Annotated in this window: 14 protein-coding genes and 1 pseudogene; 7 read left to right on the top strand and 8 right to left on the bottom strand. The window is 63.9% G+C overall.

Annotation, left to right across the window (positions count from 1 at the left end; genetic code table 11):
- Positions 1-1,371 precede the first annotated feature (1,371 nt).
- The 5 genes from ACZY08_RS29235 to ACZY08_RS29255 all read right to left on the bottom strand — a co-directional run bounded on the left by ACZY08_RS29235 (position 1,372) and on the right by ACZY08_RS29255 (position 5,149).
- The gene (locus ACZY08_RS29235) at positions 1,372-2,325 is read right to left on the bottom strand and encodes a hypothetical protein (protein WP_463748108.1); all 954 of its coding nucleotides are present in this window, start codon (positions 2,323-2,325) and stop codon (positions 1,372-1,374) included.
- A 303-nt stretch (positions 2,326-2,628) separates the two neighbouring features.
- Positions 2,629-3,237, bottom strand: coding sequence for a hypothetical protein (locus ACZY08_RS29240; RefSeq protein WP_463748109.1), 609 nt, complete (start codon positions 3,235-3,237; stop codon positions 2,629-2,631).
- A 16-nt stretch (positions 3,238-3,253) separates the two neighbouring features.
- On the bottom strand, positions 3,254-3,448 hold the full coding sequence (locus ACZY08_RS29245; protein ID WP_463748110.1) for a hypothetical protein: 195 nt from the start codon (positions 3,446-3,448) through the stop codon (positions 3,254-3,256).
- A gap of 292 nt (positions 3,449-3,740) precedes the next feature.
- Positions 3,741-4,295: a hypothetical protein gene (locus ACZY08_RS29250; protein ID WP_463748111.1), complete on the bottom strand. Its 555-nt coding sequence runs from the start codon at positions 4,293-4,295 to the stop codon at positions 3,741-3,743.
- Between the two features lie 227 nt (positions 4,296-4,522).
- Positions 4,523-5,149, bottom strand: a complete 627-nt coding sequence (locus ACZY08_RS29255) for a hypothetical protein (RefSeq protein WP_463748112.1) — start codon at positions 5,147-5,149, stop codon at positions 4,523-4,525.
- A 129-nt stretch (positions 5,150-5,278) separates the two neighbouring features.
- Here ACZY08_RS29255 and ACZY08_RS29260 point away from each other — a divergent pair, with 129 nt between their 5' ends.
- From ACZY08_RS29260 to ACZY08_RS29280, 5 genes and pseudogenes are all read left to right on the top strand, one after another.
- Entirely contained in the window at positions 5,279-5,458 is a 180-nt protein-coding gene (locus ACZY08_RS29260) for a hypothetical protein (protein WP_463748113.1), read from the top strand.
- A 152-nt stretch (positions 5,459-5,610) separates the two neighbouring features.
- Positions 5,611-8,820 (top strand): helicase-related protein, encoded by a 3,210-nt coding sequence (locus ACZY08_RS29265; protein ID WP_463781878.1) that lies wholly within the window; start codon positions 5,611-5,613, stop codon positions 8,818-8,820.
- Positions 8,817-11,537, top strand: coding sequence for a DUF1156 domain-containing protein (locus ACZY08_RS29270; protein ID WP_463748115.1), 2,721 nt, complete (start codon positions 8,817-8,819; stop codon positions 11,535-11,537). The genes ACZY08_RS29265 and ACZY08_RS29270 overlap by 4 nt, the downstream gene beginning before the upstream one ends.
- Positions 11,538-11,598: 61 nt before the next feature.
- Complete coding sequence (locus ACZY08_RS29275; RefSeq protein ID WP_463748116.1) at positions 11,599-14,604, top strand: DUF499 domain-containing protein; 3,006 nt, start codon at positions 11,599-11,601, stop codon at positions 14,602-14,604.
- A gap of 158 nt (positions 14,605-14,762) precedes the next feature.
- Positions 14,763-14,927, top strand: a pseudogene (locus ACZY08_RS29280) (IS256 family transposase); the annotation flags it as partial.
- A 154-nt stretch (positions 14,928-15,081) separates the two neighbouring features.
- Here ACZY08_RS29280 and ACZY08_RS29285 read toward each other — a convergent pair.
- The gene (locus ACZY08_RS29285; protein ID WP_463748117.1) at positions 15,082-15,450 is read right to left on the bottom strand and encodes a hypothetical protein; all 369 of its coding nucleotides are present in this window, start codon (positions 15,448-15,450) and stop codon (positions 15,082-15,084) included.
- A 390-nt stretch (positions 15,451-15,840) separates the two neighbouring features.
- On the opposite strand from ACZY08_RS29285, the gene ACZY08_RS29290 reads away from it, so the two are divergent.
- Together ACZY08_RS29290 and ACZY08_RS29295 are read left to right on the top strand one after the other, a co-directional pair.
- The gene (locus ACZY08_RS29290) at positions 15,841-16,110 is read left to right on the top strand and encodes a type II toxin-antitoxin system Phd/YefM family antitoxin (RefSeq protein ID WP_463748118.1); all 270 of its coding nucleotides are present in this window, start codon (positions 15,841-15,843) and stop codon (positions 16,108-16,110) included.
- Complete coding sequence (locus tag ACZY08_RS29295) at positions 16,107-16,385, top strand: type II toxin-antitoxin system RelE family toxin (RefSeq protein ID WP_463748119.1); 279 nt, start codon at positions 16,107-16,109, stop codon at positions 16,383-16,385. Before ACZY08_RS29290 ends, ACZY08_RS29295 begins: the two co-directional genes overlap by 4 nt.
- 72 nt (positions 16,386-16,457) lie before the next feature.
- Here the strand turns inward: ACZY08_RS29295 and ACZY08_RS29300 are convergent, their stop codons facing one another.
- Together ACZY08_RS29300 and ACZY08_RS29305 are read right to left on the bottom strand one after the other, a co-directional pair.
- Positions 16,458-16,979, bottom strand: a complete 522-nt coding sequence (locus ACZY08_RS29300) for a hypothetical protein (RefSeq protein ID WP_463748120.1) — start codon at positions 16,977-16,979, stop codon at positions 16,458-16,460.
- 88 nt (positions 16,980-17,067) lie between these two features.
- Entirely contained in the window at positions 17,068-17,349 is a 282-nt protein-coding gene (locus ACZY08_RS29305; RefSeq protein WP_463748121.1) for a hypothetical protein, read from the bottom strand.
- Positions 17,350-17,394 lie beyond the last annotated feature (45 nt).

A 17,394-nucleotide genomic window follows, 5' to 3' on the forward strand; every position in this document is an offset into this window, starting at 1 on the left:
CGCTCATGGTTCACAAAGTCTAAGGCGGCCAATGCGACACGCCAGCCAATGCCACGCAGGCGTGAGCGCATGACACCGGACCAGACCGCCCATCAGCGCCTGACCATCACATCGCCCACGTCGCGCTGCAGCAAACGAGGCGACGACCCGCGTCAGCTCGCGCATGCGCCCACACGTGTGGTCACCCATCGCGGCCAACGTAACCACGCCCGCCCGGATCAGCACCCGTCATCAGGCCCACGCTCACGCCATCTCGCGAGCATTTGCACCCACTCACAGGCACACACGCAGTGCAGTGCGGCGCGTCGTGTGCGGCCATATCGCCGACAAACCCCCATGTCAGGCCGCATGCGCAACCCTGCACCGTATGCCGATCCATACCTGAACCGATACCTGACTCGATACCAGTGGACATACCAAGGTTCAGGTATGCTCACATATGTCTGGGAATACCGTGCACGCCGGTCGAGTATCGACCCGGCTTCACGTTTGGCGGCACCCGATGCGAGGTGCTGTGATGGATAACAGCTATCAGATAGGCCACCGCACAGTGGCCACAGTCGTTGATCCGACAGTGCACCGGGTGTGCCGAAAAATATTTATTGCGACGCGGCGTGTCGCGTGTGTTGCAACGCCGACTGATGCCGTGAGCGGTGCACTGCGCGTCATCCGTCTAGCGATATCGATTCCCATCCGCATTCAGCCTTGCCAACGAATCGCGCAGTCGATAATCGACCCGACCACGCCGCACATACCGACTGGCACCTGCACAAAGGCATATGGCGCTATAAGTGTCCCGACATGCGACACGGTTCGGCTGCCGATGGCACGCGATACGCGCTCATCCGCAGCGTGCCTGACGCAGCGTCATGTCACGCATCGCAGTGAACGCGCAATGCGACGGCTGGTCCGGACACATGTTGGGCACCACGCCCGTCTACCTACATGCCGCGCAGTCCCGCAACGCATTCCGGTAGACATCAATGCAGCCATATCACGGTCCGTGCGTAGAGCCGCCCGGCACAAAACGCGATCCGAGACGAGGACCGCCGCGTGCGTCACAATGGGTGACCGCGCACAACAACCCGTTGTACGGACCGCCTGCTGGGCTAGGGGAGTGGCCAGCACTCCGCACGGCACTGACCACTCCCACCAGGCCTTTTGCCGGGACCGGGCACCCCTCCATCCCCTGTAACGCACGGAAAAGGGCCTGGCACGCCCTCAGTCCCGCCGAACAGCACACCGGGCATCAGCTATCGCCCGCCGCGACGTTTGGGCCTGTACGGGCCCGCCAGGGTGTTTTACCAGGTGGCCCGAGGGCTGTGACACCCGCAGATAGGGGAGTGGGTTGGATCTGCAGCCACGCAATGGTCAGGTCGACGACTCTTCCTCCGGCTGCGCGGTGTCGGGCGACCAATAGAGCGTTCCGGCCAGTAGCGCCAGTAGGAGCGCGAAGACAGCCGGCGCAAAGTAGTACAGATTAATCCCCTCGCGGGCACCGCGGCTGGCGAAGATGACCTCGACGGTGTAGAGAACGTAGCCCACGGTGGCGAATGCGATCGCGAACCACTTTCGGCCGGTGCCTGGCTCCAGCAGCGAGAGCCACACAAGGACAGCGGCCAGCGCGGCGGGTGTCCCGGTCAGGAACGTCAGATTCATGGCCCGGTCCGGAGGTGACCATTCGACGAGGCCGGAAATGTAGAAAAAGCCAACCGACAACACCATGGCGACGCCGATGGGCCACGAGTAGGGAAGTGGTTTACCACGTTGGGCTTGTCTGATCGCGAAGGCGAACATGTACAGCACGGTCGTCGCCGCGGCGAACCAGACCACTGTGAGGAAGACGAAATTGGCGAGCTGGTGGAAGTGCGCGAGCGAGTAACCTGTCAGTCCCTCGCGCTGTTGCCATCGAACGTAGGCAAACGCCGACAACGTCGCCATCGGGAGGACACAGTTGAGAGCGGCCTTGTCGGTGAAGCTTTCGGTGAATTCGCTGAAGCCACTGATACTTCTGATTAGTCCGAGTAGCGCCGTCGCGGCCGCAACGGCAAATAGGTTGGAGATCAAATGTAGGACGAACCGATCCCACTGGAAGATCTGCGGATCGCCTCGCAACCCCGCTTCAAATGGGCCGGCTAGGGGAGGCAGAATACCCAGGAAGGCCAGGGCAATCCCGGTCTTGCACCAGGACAGGTTCCACGCAGCTGGGAACAGGGGCTTTTCAAACAAGGTGGCCAGAATAGGAAGAATGGCGAAGATGGCCCCCAACACGACCGCGTATTTCTCCGGTTGAGGCTTTGGCGCAAGCGCGAGAGTGGCGATCATCAGGGCTTGCACAACTAGACTGACCCGGACTGTGCTCAGCGTTACCACTTTCCCGACCCTCCGTTCCCCGGCCGAATCGGGCTGCTCGGACAGGCCGCCACCCAACCCCGACAGTTCGAGCGCGACTGGAACTGCTGCAAGTTCAGAGTTTAGATTGGCTGTAGGTATGGTCCGATATAAACGGCTCAGACCCGAAAGGCAGAAACCACTTGGGTAGGGGAGTGGGGCCTCGCGTGATCGCGCTCCAGGTCCGTCCCTACCGGGGCCCTGCGTGCCGGAAATCGCTTGACTGCGGCGAAAGAACTACGTGACGTAGCGCCAAATCCCGCGCGTTTCGAGTAGGGGCCGCACCAACGCCACGACATCGTCGCCAGCGATTCCGTAGCACGTCGTTGTGAGATGCTCGTTGCCCGGCAATGTCGGGTACGGGTGCGGCCCTGGCTCAACGGTGGCCAGGCCGTCCCGCAGCGCGCTCGCCAAGGTTTCAATGACTGGCCATGCGCGTTCCAACACGTTCGACCACTCCGGCTCCCTAGTCGAGATGCTGGAATCGATCGCCGACAGTTTGTCGTAGATGGCGAGATCGCTTGTCCCGCCGAAATGTACGCCACCCCTGAATGCCGCGGTAACCGTCTCGCGAAACGATCTTCCATTCGTGTCGGTGTGGTCGAGGCGCTCAAGTGCTGGATGTGCCCATTGGACGCGAGCCTCCGCCCACGGGCCCGCGTAGAAGACGAATGCGGCCTGCGCCGGCTCACCGGCTACCCAGCGCGCGATCTTGGTATTGCCAGTGCCTTGGCCGGCCACCATCGAAACGGTCACCGGGCCATCCAAATCGCCGAGCACAGTCATCAGCGCAGCGACGGCGTGACCAGCCTCATGATGGGTGATCACCGCAGTCTGATCGCTCATAGCGCGCCGCCTTGGATCATTCGCCGGTCGCGCGAATCCATGTCTTGGTTTCCCAGTCCCACACCGGATCCGAAATCGAGGGTGGAAGTGGTACAACCGTCGCGCCGGCGGCGGCATGCTCATCGGCGTACATTTGCGCTTCAGCTTCCTCGTCGGCGGTGAAAGTCACTGTCGCAGTGGGGTTGCCAGGAACACGAACGAGGATCGTCAATTCGTCTAGTCTGACGTCGCGGCGCTTCGGCGCGACTCGGATCCGCGGGTCGCCGCCGGTGGGTTCACTGCTCACAGTTCCGGCACCGCGGTCGATGTTCTGCCCATGGGGTACATCTTCGCTCCCCGGACTAACATTCCACGACATCGGACCAGCGGAACACGTCATAACCTTGTGCGTTAACCGATCTACACGGCGCTTATGTGGGGGATTGCTCCAGCGCGGACCGCAGCGCTGGAGTGTGACGCCAGCCGGCGTCCCAGCGGCCTGATACGCGGGCGAGGGCTCCGCGTCAGCGCCGAAACCCGCGGCCGTCGGGGCGGGCCTCGAACCCGTCGAAGAGGTCGAACCAGGTCTCCGGATCCGGAACATCACCGAGCCACACGGGTGCGTCGCCGGGGGAGAGGTGCCAGCCGATGTGCCGGTTCCCGACGAGCGCGTTGGTTGCCAGATCCCAGTCGCCGTCACCGGCGGCCGCCGGCAGCTCGGCGACGTCGTCCCCATACTCCTCATCCATCCAGATGGCTTGTGCCGTCGCCACCGACAGCGCCAGTGCGACCTCCTCGGCCACACAACGCGGGTAGGGCAGGCGGCCGGCATCCAGGTCCAGGGCGAGGTCGTCGAAGACCCGAGCGAATTGTCGCCTCCACGAAACCGGGCATCCCCACGCCGCTTCAGGTAAGCGATCGAACATCGCCCACCAACCCGACGATTCCTCCACTGGCAGCTCGCCGCGCTCCTCGATGTCGTCATAGCAGTCGTCGGCATGCACCCACAGATACGTGCGGAGTAGTTCACGCTGCCGCGGAGTCAGTCTCGATCGAAATGCCGCTACCTGCCCCATCATTCCTCGTCCTGGTGATCGCCCGGCGCGCTCATTCCATCCCTACTGAGCATCGGAGACGCCCTCCTTCAGTCTTCCTGGTCGAATACGTTGAGGAACCACCGTGGTGTAGGTAGCCGGGTTCTCGATCTCGAGGCTGTGTTGCCATGCTTCGTCGGCGTCGGAAAATAGGGGAGAAGTGGTGGCCGTGCCGCTCTCACGGTCCACGCTGATAACCCAGTATCCCGCCACTACCTGGATCCCTCCCGGGTGCGTTTGGCCCAGCGTTCGTGGGCGGCTTGCCCTGACATCTGTGCTGCGGCACCAATTTTGGCCCATGACAGCCGGTTCTGCCGGGCACGCACCACTGCCTGGTCGAGCTGTTCTTCGCCGGCACGGATCGCCGACAAGGCAGCCTTGATGGCTGCCTCGGCATCAATGTCGTCGATGTGCTCGTGCTGCCACACGTCATGGGTGGCCGTATAAGCGTCGCCGACGACATCCAGAACGTCCTCATCGGCCGCGTAGATCCGAAACATGTTGGGGTCGTGCCGAATCGGTGACGGCACGCGAGTCCAGAATTGCTGGCTGACCCAGCGTTGCGAGGGCGTCGAAGATCCGGGGGGATAGCAGTTGCAGACGACCCGCCAACCGATCACTTCGCCAGCCGGCCGTATCTCAAACTCGGATGTGCCGCCGTGGCGCCGTGCCGCTTCCTGCCCGAACGATCCATCGCCGTACCGATCGACGGCCAGGTGCCCCGGCGGAATGCTGGTGCCACCGATGCCCAAGGCCCGCCGGCCGTCCTCGAACTCGGCCGCAAGATATCCCTCGTGCCACTCGCTGCCGCGATCCCCGGTGGAGTACTCCCATCCCATGTGCAACACCATACCGAGGTGGCATCAGGATTCCTTGATATTAAACATGTTTGCGTCAAGTACATTTGACGCAGTCCAAAAATGCACTTCAACCAGTCTGACCAGGCAGCCTCCGTTAGCGTGGACGGCATGGACGAGGGGGACCGCCTAATGGCCCATGCCGCCGATCTTCGGGCACAAGTGGTCGAGTTGTTTGAGCACCGTGACGAGATCCTGGCAGAGATGAACGACGATGAGCTGCAAGCTCTGCTTGAGGTACTGCAGGGGATACGGCGCAATCGTGAACGTGGCGGGCCCTCGCTGAACTGACAGCAAGGCCGCTAGATAGGACCTCGCCGAGGAGTAGCCGTGAACCCTCGCGGTCGGCAGGTTGGCGCGTGCACTCCGTGGCGGACGTGATCAGCAACTATGGTTCAGGGTGGTTCTCCAGCGAGGGAGGCGGCATCCAAGGGGGGTTGACTGTGACGTTCGACCGCGGTCAACGAGTCCGTGTCCAGGCTGCCGGGGTGCCCGAATTCGCGACCATCCGCTATGCGCTTCCGGGGGATTCCGACGGGTCTTGGGACCTGATCCTCGTCGACGATGACGACCGTCGTCATGAGATCAATCTGGCGGCCGGCGACACCCAGACCGTGCGCAAACTCGTCAGCGACGGCCACGGCGATTCGGCGCGGGTTCTAGCGGCGATGTGGACGCAGTGGATGGACGCGGCCGCGACCAACGCGGAATCCAGCGCCATGGCCTCGATGCCGCTCAAGCCGTACGCCCACCAAACCACCGCGGTGTACGGAGCGATGCTTCCGCAGCCCCAACTCCGGTTCCTGCTCGCCGACGAACCAGGCACCGGCAAGACGATCATGGCCGGCCTGTACCTGCGCGAAATGCAACGCCTCGGACTGGTCAAACGTGCCTTGATCGTGTGCCCCGCCAACCTGGCATCGAAATGGGTCGACGACTTCTCCCGTCTGCTCGGCGGCGGTCTGCGACAGATCACCGCGGCGACGGTGCGCGAGGATGCGCTGAACTCAAACGACCTGTGGGTCGTCTCGCTCGAACTGGCTGCGGTCAACCCCGCCGTCCAAGACGCGCTGCGCCCAGACAAGGCCGGCTGGGATCTGGTGGTGTTCGACGAGGCGCACCGGTTGACTCCGACGGCGGCAGGGTTCCACCAGGTGGGCCGACTGCTGGCGAAGAACACCCCGCGGGCCCTGTTGATGACCGCCACTCCGCATCGCGGCAAGGAATGGCTGTTCAGACACCTGCTGCACCTGGTCGACCCCGCGATCTATCCCGATCCGGGCAGCGATCCGAACGTCGCGCTATCGGCGTTGCGCCCCGGTCCGATCCACTTCCTTCGCCGGATGAAAGAGGATCTGGTCGACTACGACGGCAAGACGCGGCTGTTCAAGGGTCGATCAGCGCATAACCACAACGTGGCCCTCTCGCAGGTCGAGTACGCCTACTACCAGGCCGCACTCGACATGGTGGAGCAGTTCTTCCCGCAGACCGCGCAACCGTTGGCGCGGATGGTGTACGGCAAGCGGGCCGCATCGAGTCTGTACGCGCTGGCCGAGACATTGCGGCGGCGTTCCACCCACATGGGCGAGATGAGTGAGGCCGAGGCGGCGCTGATCGCCGAGAGTAGCGGTGACGGCGACGAGAATGCGGTCGACGAGGCCAAGGTCATCCACACCGGGTCGACATCGACGCGGGCGGAGCGCACGGCGATCAAAGGACTGGTAGATCGGATCGACGCCACCCTCGCCGATGCGGCGTGGCTGCCGTCGAAGTGGCGGCGCCTGACCGAGGACTGTTTGGCCAAACACTCGATCTTGCCGGGCAACGGTGAGCAGGCGGTGGTATTCACCGAGTACGCCGACTCCGCACAGTGGATCGCCGATCGGCTCAACGCCGAGGGGTACACCGCGAAGATGTATTCGGGCCGGCAGAATAAACCGGATCGCGACGAAGTCCGAAAAGCGTTCATGCGCGGCGACTTTCAGGTCATCGTCACCACCGACGCGGGCAACGAGGGTATCGACCTGCAGGCAGCGCATGTGCTGGTCAACTACGACATCCCGTGGTCACTGGTGCGTCTGGAACAGCGGATGGGCCGCATCCACCGGGTGGGCCAGAAGCGTGAGGTCCACCTGTACAACCTCGTCGCCACCGACACCCGCGAGGGTGAGACGTTGCTTCGGCTGCTCGACAACTTCGTCACTGCGGCCAACGAGCTGCACGGGCAGATGTTCGACAGCCTCTCGGCCGTCGCCGAAATCACCGGCGTGGACTATGACCGATGGCTGACCGACCTGTACGGCAACGACGAGGCCAAGAAGCAGACCGCGATCGACGCCGCCCGCGCTGTGCAGGCCCAGGAGTTGACGCGCGTCGCTCGCCAGGTCCGCGACAACGAACGCCGGCTCGCCAGCCAGGTCGACGCGGTGGCCGCGCTGACCCTCCTGCAACGCGACCTGTTCGCGCGCATCAACCCTGCCATCGTCGAGGCCTACCTGGACCGGCTGTCGGCAGCCAGGGTGCTGCAGTCCGCGCCGACAGCCGCGGGGCCGGGTTTCCGACGCTTGACCTTGGGCGGCAAGGCACTGCCGGCGTCGCTCGGGGGCGGCACGGACGCGCTCATCGCCACGAGCGGGGAAGCCGTTCGCGCGGCCGAGGAGAGTATCGACGTCGGCGACACGGTCACCCTGGGACCAGGAGAAGAGGCATTCACCGACATGATCGCCTTGGCTGATAGCGCCCTGGCCGAAGATCTCTATCAGTCGGGTGCCGCCGCCGATCCCAGCAGCCTGACGCCATATGACCTTTACGCCTACGAGGCGACGATGACCGAGAGCGACGGCAAACGTGCCAGCGTGTGGGCGACGCTGGTGAAGGTCGACGACAGCGGCAGCGCTCGCGCGGTGCGTTGGGAAACGTTGGCCAATCTGGTGCCCACCGACGCGGCCGGTACGGCGGCCCATCCGGCGCGTGAGGGCCGCGCCCTGGAGGTCGCGCGGGCGGTCGCCGACACCACGGTCACCGAGCATCGCAAGGTCCGCACGGACTGGTTCAGTCAGGCCAAACGCGACCTGAACAACTTGCCGTTGAACCTGACTGAAGGCATCGAGGACCGCGACACCCGTGTGGCGCTGCGGCGCCAGTTCCAGGTGCAGACCGCGGCGCGGATCGCGGAGCTGGAACGTCTGACCGACGTGCAACTGACCGAGCCGAAGCTGGTGGGCCGGATCCGAGTGGTGGCGGCCGCCGACGCCGGCACCCAGGCCGAGATCGACGCCGAGATGGTGTCGATGAGTCACGTCCGGCAGCTGCTCGTCGACGACGGCTGGACGGTCGAAGACGTGCACAACGAGGGCCGCGGCTACGACTTGGAAGCCCGCCGCAACAGCCAGATCCGGCACGTGGAAGTCAAGGGAGTACTCGACAGCGCGGCCAGCAACGGCATCCGGATGACCGGCAACGAGGTCCTCATCGCCACCCAGCACCGTCGGAGCTACTGGCTGTACGTCGTCGACCAGTGCGCCGACGGGGTCGGCCGATTCTTCGGCGCCTACGAGGATCCCGCCACGTTGTTCTCCACCGACATGATCGGCGACGCGATCTTCCGCGTCCCTGGGAGCAGTCTCAAGAACGCACCGGGAAGCAACGTATGACCCGGATGATCGAGCGCTGGTTTCCTAGCGCAGAGGTATCGGCCAACAGCGACCGTGGATGGGGATCCGGCAACAGCGAGATTTCGCTGTTCATGTGGTTCGCCAAGCGCCCCACCGCACAGGCCAAGGCAGCCACCATTTGTTCGTTGCTGAAATGGCCCGACGACGTTGAGGAGCAAGTACGTCTTCAAAACTTGGTGCGCAAGGCGATGACTGGCCGATACGCCGAGTGGAGTGAATTGCGAAAGGAGATCGCGGCTTCCAATCCAGACGGGGCGAGCACTCTTGATCCGTTCTCCGGCCGCGGCATGATTCCGCTCGAATCCGCACGTCTCGGCGTGAACGCATACGCCATCGACTACAGCCCCGTCGCGGTTCTGGCCAGCTACCTGCTGACGTCGGCTCCGTTCACCGACTGGACTGCCGAACCGATATTGCCGTTCGGCGAGGACAGCGAGGCCTTACCCACGTCACCTGCCGACCGTCTGCTGAGCGATCTGCAGACGGTGTTCGGTGAGCTTGGCTCACGCCACGCCGAAGCGATGAGCCAGTGGTACCCGCGTCATCACGGCGCGTTGCCATGGGGGTACCTATGGGCCGTCACCATTCCGTGCCAGGACTGCGGCCGCCGCTTCCCCCTGATCGGGTCCTATGAACTAAATCTCGCCCGCGGAGACCGGGTCGCCACGTCGTTCCACATCGCCGCCGACCGCTCATCAGGCGAGTGGGAGGCCGTCGTCGCCGAAGGCTCGCCCACTCACACACCCACGCTGGCCAACGCGGTCGTCAATGGCCGCAAGGTCGCCGGCAAAAGCGCAGTCTGCGTCTTCTGCGGCCATCCACACCCGCTTGCGGTGCACCGCCGACTGCTACAAGAAGGACAGGGCGTCGACGCTCTCGTCTTGGCCGCCGACATCGACGCTCGTGGCCTGAAGAGCTTCCGCCCACCCACAGCCGAGGAAATCGAGGCGGTGCGCAGCGCCTCCGAGGCACTGCGCGACGAACCGGCCTTCAGTCCGTTCTTGCCCACCGTGCCCAACGAACGAATCGCGCCGGGCAACAACAACATCATCGGGCCCAGCATCTACGGTGCGCGCACTTACGGCGACTTCATGGTCGACCGCCAAACCCTGTCCTACGTCAAGCTGGCCCGGCTGATCAACGACCTTAGCGCCGAGCTGCTTACAGCCGGGTTGTCGCGCCAGTACACCAAGACCATCACCGGGTACGCCACGGCGGTCGTGGTCAAAAAACTTCGCCGATCAACCCGAGGCGCGCGGTTCCAATCCAAGGGTGGCGCACAAATTGGAGACCTGTTCGTTAACGAGGGATCGATCACCTTCTCGCACGACTACTTCGAGGCCGGCATCGGCGACGGTCCCGGAACGTGGTCGTCGATCTCGGACAACGTACTGGCGGCCTGCCGCAACTTATTCGCCGATATGCGCGGTGTGCCCACGAACGTGCAGCGTGGCAGCGCCACCGCCCTTCCCTACGGCCCGAGCAAGTTCAGCGCGGTGGTGACCGACCCTCCGTACGACCAGATGATCGCTTACGCCGACGCGTCAGACCTGTTCTACAGCTGGATGAAGCGTTGCCTTCATACGACTTGGCCCGAATTAGCCGTTACCGCAGATGTTTACGGATGTCAGGAGAAAACCAGCGAGATCATCGTCAAGCGGGTTCGTGGGGAAGCGCCCGACGAGCACAGGACCCGCGAACACTACGACGCGATGATCTCCCAGGCCTTCGCAGAGATGCGCCGCGTCGTGCGCGACGACGGCGTGGTAACGATCGTCTTCGGGCATGGCGAGCCCGAGGTGTGGCAGCGGCTGCTGGGCTCGATCGAGCGCGCAGGTCTGGTCATGACCGGGTCGTGGCCGGCGAACACGGAGTCCGGCGGTCAGCAGGGCAAAGCCAACATCGAAACGACGCTCACGATGGCCTGTCGACCTGCTCCCGCTGCGCGGCCCGCTGGTCGCAAGGGCACTGTCGAGGCCGAAATCAAAGCCGAGATCAAGCGGCGATATGTCGACTGGGAGCGATGGGGCCTGGCCCCTGCCGACATGCTGATGGCCGCAGCAGGTCCTGCAATGGAGGTCGTGGGGCGGTTCAGCGAGGTGCTTGATGCTCGCGGCAACGTGGTCGACATCTACACGTTCCTGCCACTGGCTCGGGCGGCGGTGCAGGATGCAATGGCCGTGGAGATCAACCATCAACCCCTCGACGCCTTCGACGCTCGCACTCGCTTCGCGTTGTGGTGGATTCGGCTCTACGGACGACAAATTCAGGCCAAGTCCGAGTTGAGGTGGCAGACCCTTGCCTCCGGGATGGACATTGCACAGGTCCGAGATCTCGCGGGTGAAGCCGGTGGTGGGGTCCGATTCGGCTTTGCGTCGGACCATGCTGCGCGAATCGACGCAGAGTCCGCGACGATCGACGTTGTACTGACATTGGCGCGGGCCTCGGAGGAGGGGCTCGATGCGATGGGTCAGGTGCTACTGGACGCCGGACGCAGCGTCGACGACGTACAGCTCTGGGCGGCGGTGCAGTTCCTAGCCGACAGGTTGCCCGATAACGACGTCGATTCGATCGCGTTCAATCGAGTGCTGCGCACCAGGAACGCCATCGGCGCCGCCGCTAGCACGGCCGCGGCAGGAAAGGTCGAAGCCGCTACGCAGCAACGTCATGACGACGCCCAGCTGAAGTTGATGTGATGGGGTCGCCGGCGGGCGGACACCGCATCGAAGTGCCAACACCGAACCAGGAGGACCTGCCATGACGACTTCCGTGACGCCATGGTGGAAGGCACTCAAGATCCGGCAGGAGATCTTGTCGGCGTCCGGGCAGATCGACGACGTGCAGATGTCACTGTTCGCTGCGGTGCACGGTGCCGGGGTAGCGCGACCGCTATACGCCGACGCCGCCTACTACGGCGACATCACCCACCCGACTGAGCGGCTCGTAGACCTGCTCACCGAGATCGCCATCCGTATCGGCGGTGCCGACGACTATGTGAAGGCGCGAGCAGTCACGCGTCTCGACCAGGGGATGGGCGGCGGTAAGTCCCACGCGTGCATCGGTGCGTTCCATCTGGCCGCCAATCCCGAAGCGCTGTTCAGCACCGAGCTGGGCAAGCAGGTGGCGGCGCGCGCCAAGGCCAAGATCGGTCAGCCCCTGGCGGCGGATCTGCGTAGTCCCCACGTCGTGGTGTTGCCGTGCGACAACATGACACCGGGCGCCTCGGTCCAGGAGTACGACGGCCCGGCGGTCAACCTCTACGAGCGTTTTCTGTGGCGGCTGTTCTCCAAGGATTACGCGCTGTTCGAGCGCTACCAACCGTTTTGGAGTGACAAACACAAGATCGCCGAGGCGATTCGGGCCGTGAACCGGCCCGTTCTGATCATCGTCGACGAAGTGCTCGACTACATCGGCAACGGGCTCGACGGGGCCAATAAGCCTGACCTCGCAGCACAGGACATGGCGTTCCTGCGGGCGTTGCTCGACGTCGTCAACGACGTCCCCAACGTCTCGATGCTCATGGTCATGATCGCCTCCGACGCCGACCAGACCGCACTGTCGAAGGCCGCCCAGGAACGCCGCGATGATCTCAACCGTCTCCTCGAACGCAACGGCTTTCCCGCTGTGGTCACCGAGGTCGCCGACTTCGCCGACATCCTGCGTCGACGTCTGTTCGACGCCGAACCCGCCGCCGAGGTCCTCAGCGCCACCGCCGCGCAATACACTGCGGTGTTCGCCGACAAGGGGTGGACCAAGAACGTCTGGGACGCCATCGGCGCGACCTGGCGCGACCGCTGGGCCGATGAGGTCGCCGCCTGCTACCCCTTCCATCCGATGCTGATGGCGCTGGCCAAGGACGAGTGGAGCAAAGTCACCGGATTTCAGCGAGTCCGCTCGACGATCCGAATCTTCGCCGCGACGGTTTACGCGCAACAGGAGCGGGGAAAGGCCGGCGAATGGGTACCGACGCTCATCGGGCCCGGAGACTTCCCCCTGTCGGATTCGGCCGTGCGTGAAGCGATCCTGGGAAGTGGTCTGGTCGAAGATGAACGCACGATTGCCAACTACCGCAGCCTCGCCGAGATCGAGGTCGTCAACAACGACGGCAGCAGTGGCACCGCACGCCGGCAGGACCTCACTCGCGAGCCCCTTCTGTGGAGCCAGGCCAACCCGCGGGCCGCGGAGCGGGCTGCAACCTTCATCTTCATGGCCAGCATCGTCGGGACGCTGCGTCCCGGTCGCGGTCGCGGCGCCAGTGCACCGGAAGTGAAGGCCGCCAACAGCATTCCCGATACCGCGTACACGATCACCGACGCCGACACTGTGGTCGCCGACCTCGTCGACGTCGACCACGGACTCAGCGCGCTGGACATCATTCCGGGGCAGGGCAACAACAAGCCCGCGCGCTACTTCCTGTCGACACGGCTGACGCATCGGATGTTGGTCAACAACATTCGGCGCACGATCACCGAAGCCGAGCGTGACGCCGTGCTCGTCGAGTTCGCTCAACGGCTCGCCAGCACCGGGCCTTTCCGTGAGCTGCGGTTCGTCGCCGCCGACGCCACCCGCACACCGACGCAGGTGCTGTCCACAGCAGGGCTGGACACCGCATTTACCACCCGGCTCATCGTGCTCGATCCTGCCCAGTTCAGTCTGCGCAACGGAGCCGAAGCGGCCACCTTGGAGGCGTTGCAGGCGGCGATGGGCTTGGGTCAGGGCCCCGATCAACTGCCGGTGCAGTGGGCCAGCAGCGCCGTGTTCTCCGTCGTGAACACACAGCGGCGCAGCCTGGCGCGTAGCGTGGCCGCGGAATACTTGGCTCGAAGCAAAGCGTTGGCCGCCCCCGAGGTGCAAGCCGATGACGAGCTGAAGGCCACGGGCACAAAAGAACTCGCCAGCGCCAAAGAACAACTCGAGAAGGCGTTGAAGCGGGCGTACCAGCACGTCGCGTACGTCGCGCAGCCCGACCCCGACGGGGAGCGCTATCTCGACCAGCTCACGTTCGACGACGACACGCTCACCGCGCTCAACGGCACTATCGTATGGAAGGGGCTTGCGGACCGGGACAAGGTGTTCGACGCCGGCCAGTTCGGCGCGCAGGCGTTGATGCACAACCTGCGCGAGCAGGACTACGGCAAGACGCTGGCAGACGTCCGCGCCTCGTTCTACAGTGCGCCGCGGCTGCCTCTGCTTTACGAAAGTGATCGCGACCTCCAGCAGGCCATCTACGATGCCGTGGGGGAGGGGTCGTTACGCATCATCGACGCGTCCGGGACCGCCGTCGAGGTCACCACGCCTGGGCAGGTGAACCTCACCAGCACCGCATTGCGGATCGCCGCCCCCGCGACGCCGGCCAGCGACGAACCCGATGGCCCCGGCAGCAGCGGACCGGGCTCCGCAACCGGCGCCACGGGGGGCCCACAGGCCGGTGCCGCCATCGGCGGGTTGTATGGCGGGTCGACAGCGGCCACAACGGGGTCTGGCTCTACCGCGGCCCCCGCAGGCAGCGACGCCCAGTCCGGGCCCGCGGCGGCGACGGTCGAGCGTCAGATCGCGTTCTCCTTCACAAGCAACCTGCTGGCCGGCGCCGATGCCTCCGACGGATTCGCGGCGGTGTTCCGCGCGTTCTACATGGCGCTCGACGAGCGTCAGATCAGCTACCTCCAGGGCACACTGCAGCTGGTCCTCGACGCATCGGTCGTCGATCAGCTGCAGCCGCTACTGACCGACCTCGGTATTTCGGCGACGGTCAAGGAGATCTGAAACCGGCCCGGCCCCCGAGGTAGGCGGGCTCCTCGCTGGCACGCGTGGGTGTGCGTTGGGGTAGTACGCACCCGCATGGGCTGGCGTTGGTGCGGAGCGCGGTACCGCGCTAGCTAGTAGCTCGGTTGCGTTTCGTTATCGACGACACGGGTGGTTGGGCGCCGTGGATCAACGACCATCGTGTTGATCCGGAAACCGGTGAGCGGCAGCGGTTCTCCTCGGCGATCCTGCCCACATGAGCGCGCAGGTCCCGACAGATCAGCGAGGTTCTGCCGCTGCTGGGCCTGCACATCCTGTTCAGCGGCGGCTTCGGGCCCTGTATTTGAGAAATGCCGGCCGCGCGCGAGCCCGGGCCCCCGGCGCACTGCCGACGGCCGGATTGTCGTGCACGACAACGTCACTCAAGAGCCGGATTATTCTGCGCCGGAACCGCTTTCCGGCGTCTGAACCGGTACATAAGCGTCGTGGGTGCGTACGTCAACGCGGTGGCAGATCGAGCGTCGGGCCCTCGATCGGCGTCAGGGTCGTGGGAGGTTTCGGGGCGCAGGTTTCACCGTCCGGAACGGTTGGAGTGGGTGAGCCGGCCGGGCACGTGATCGGCTGTGATGGCGTGTAAGTGACGTCCGCATACCGCGTGCACCAGTCGCCTTCGAAGTCCTTCTTGCGGCAGGCCTGGACCCCGAACGTGAACGTCGACTTCGGGTCAGTGTTGATGTTCCAGGTGGCAGCCTGACCATCGTTAACGCAGTGGAAGGGGTATTCGTCTTGGTGCCCCCTGATCATCGTGTGCAGGGCGTCGACGACGTAATCGCCGTGCACCCGAGGGCAGCCCCAAGGAAACGCCACGCAGTGCACGCGCGTGCCGTGGTCCCATGGCATGCACCCGATTACGAGCCCATTGCTCAGCGGAACTAGCGGAATCGGATCTGTGCTCGCAGTGGGAGCGACGAGCATCGCCGACGCCCCACCGCACAGTGAGGTGGCTGCGACAGCGGCGGCGGATCGCTTGAGGACAGATGCGCCGATTCTAATGTGACCAGGCATCCTAGGCTCCGCTTCTTTGGCATGACGAGAATGGTTTGACTGTCGCATCGGGCCATGCCGCGGACACGAGTAGTCCGCTACTTGAAAAACCGCTATTGGATAGCGGCATACAGCCTTCAACCTGACATAATTACTTATTATCGGCTAATTATTGGGCTAGTTATGGGCTAGACATTAGGCTAGTATCGAGCCATGAAAACCGTACCGCTCAGTGAAGCCAAGGACAAGCTCTCCGCGCTGGTCGACGAGGCAGACACCACGCACGAGATCATCCGTATTACTCGGCACGGTCGGGCCGCCGCGGTCTTGATGTCCGCAGACGACCTCGACTCGCTCAACGAGACCCTGCACGCGTTACGGACCCCGGGAATTGTCGACGAGCTCAATCAGGCCGACGCCGACTACGCCGCCGGCAACACCGTCACCGGTGAGGATCTGCGCAAACGCTACGGCCTGTCGTGAGTGGCGACCAGCCATGGTCGGTACGGCTGGCGCCCAGTGCTGTCCGGGCGCTCGATCGACTGCCGCACAAAGTCGCGGCCGCGATCGCCGAGTTCGTCACCGCAACGCTGCCCACGGATCCATACCGGATGTCCAAGCCGCTGCGTCACGAGCTGGCCGGGTGGCGGGTGGCACGGCGAGGCGACTATCGCGTCACGTTCCGGATCCTCGACGACGACCACGCGCTCCTCATTGGTCGTGTTGAGCATCGGGCGCACATCTACCGCCCCACCTAACCTATCCAGGCACACCGCAACAAATCGTCACCGTGACGAATAGTGTTGCGTGACAATGGAATCACGGAACTGTTACCGACTTGTGCGCACGATTTCCGCTCGGTGCGGCTCGTCCATCGCAGGCCTGATATCCCGATCATGCTGGAACCCAGTCCAACTGATCGCAGCTACAACCACAATCCCGAGGACCGTGAAATAGTAGTTCGAGTTGGCCAGCCATGCGTATCCGATCACCAGAAAACTGGCGATCAGAGTAACGAGCAATGCCAACCCTAGTGCGCCCCATCCGGATTCGGTGTGCCCCAGAATCTCCCGCAGCGCGCAATTGAACAACCACGCTAGGACTATCCCTATGGCGATCACCCCAACGATTTCCAAGGGACTCTTCCTCTTCCGGTGGTCAACAACATCGCCGAAAGTGGCAACAACCGCAATGGTGAAGGTGAAGATCACCAGGCTGGCGAGGATGACGCTAAGCGGAAAGACCAGCAGCCACACAAATCCGGGCCAGGTGATCGCCGGAGCATATTCGATGTCAGCAAGGATTGTGACCGAGGCTCGATGAGTGAGCTCGATTCCGTAAGTTTCAACCATGGATCGACCGTAGAAACCAGTGCCGCCCGATCGGTCCCATGACACGTTTGGGAAGCCACTAATTCGCGACTGGACCGATCCGCAGAACTCATACGGGGTCCGGCCGCGCGCTCTCTGCGCGCCGGTCAATCACCTTCGCCACCTCATCACGCAACTGAGACAGCCCTGCGGTGGCGTAGCTGTGACTCGTCATCTCAACGCTTCGCCGCCCCGCGCGCTCGGCCTGATCGACGGCTTCCTTCAATCGGTCGTAATCCTCTCTGCTGAGACGTCGTTCGAGTTTCGAGAGATCGTTGCGAAAACGTGCCACCGCGTCGGAGTGGGTGGAGCTGTTGGAACTTGGACCTGTGCGTCGAACCTGAATAGACATGAGCGGACCATATGAGGCATCGTGAGATGTCGCCACTCACCCTCT

It is taken from the genome of Mycobacterium sp. IDUB_9 (genome assembly GCF_055419505.1).

Bases quoted from the DNA above. Each gene is read 5' to 3' on its own strand.
- ACZY08_RS29235 (WP_463748108.1), bottom strand. From the start codon at position 2,325: ATGATCGCCACTCTCGCGCTTGCGCCAAAGCCTCAACCGGAGAAATAC.
- ACZY08_RS29290 (WP_463748118.1), top strand. From the start codon at position 15,841: ATGAAAACCGTACCGCTCAGTGAAGCCAAGGACAAGCTCTCCGCGCTG.
- ACZY08_RS29250 (WP_463748111.1), bottom strand. From the start codon at position 4,295: ATGATGGGGCAGGTAGCGGCATTTCGATCGAGACTGACTCCGCGGCAG.
- ACZY08_RS29260 (WP_463748113.1), top strand. From the start codon at position 5,279: ATGGACGAGGGGGACCGCCTAATGGCCCATGCCGCCGATCTTCGGGCA.
- ACZY08_RS29305 (WP_463748121.1), bottom strand. From the start codon at position 17,349: ATGTCTATTCAGGTTCGACGCACAGGTCCAAGTTCCAACAGCTCCACC.
- ACZY08_RS29240 (WP_463748109.1), bottom strand. From the start codon at position 3,237: ATGAGCGATCAGACTGCGGTGATCACCCATCATGAGGCTGGTCACGCC.
- ACZY08_RS29255 (WP_463748112.1), bottom strand. From the start codon at position 5,149: ATGGGATGGGAGTACTCCACCGGGGATCGCGGCAGCGAGTGGCACGAG.
- ACZY08_RS29300 (WP_463748120.1), bottom strand. From the start codon at position 16,979: ATGGTTGAAACTTACGGAATCGAGCTCACTCATCGAGCCTCGGTCACA.
- ACZY08_RS29270 (WP_463748115.1), top strand. From the start codon at position 8,817: ATGACCCGGATGATCGAGCGCTGGTTTCCTAGCGCAGAGGTATCGGCC.
- ACZY08_RS29275 (WP_463748116.1), top strand. From the start codon at position 11,599: ATGACGACTTCCGTGACGCCATGGTGGAAGGCACTCAAGATCCGGCAG.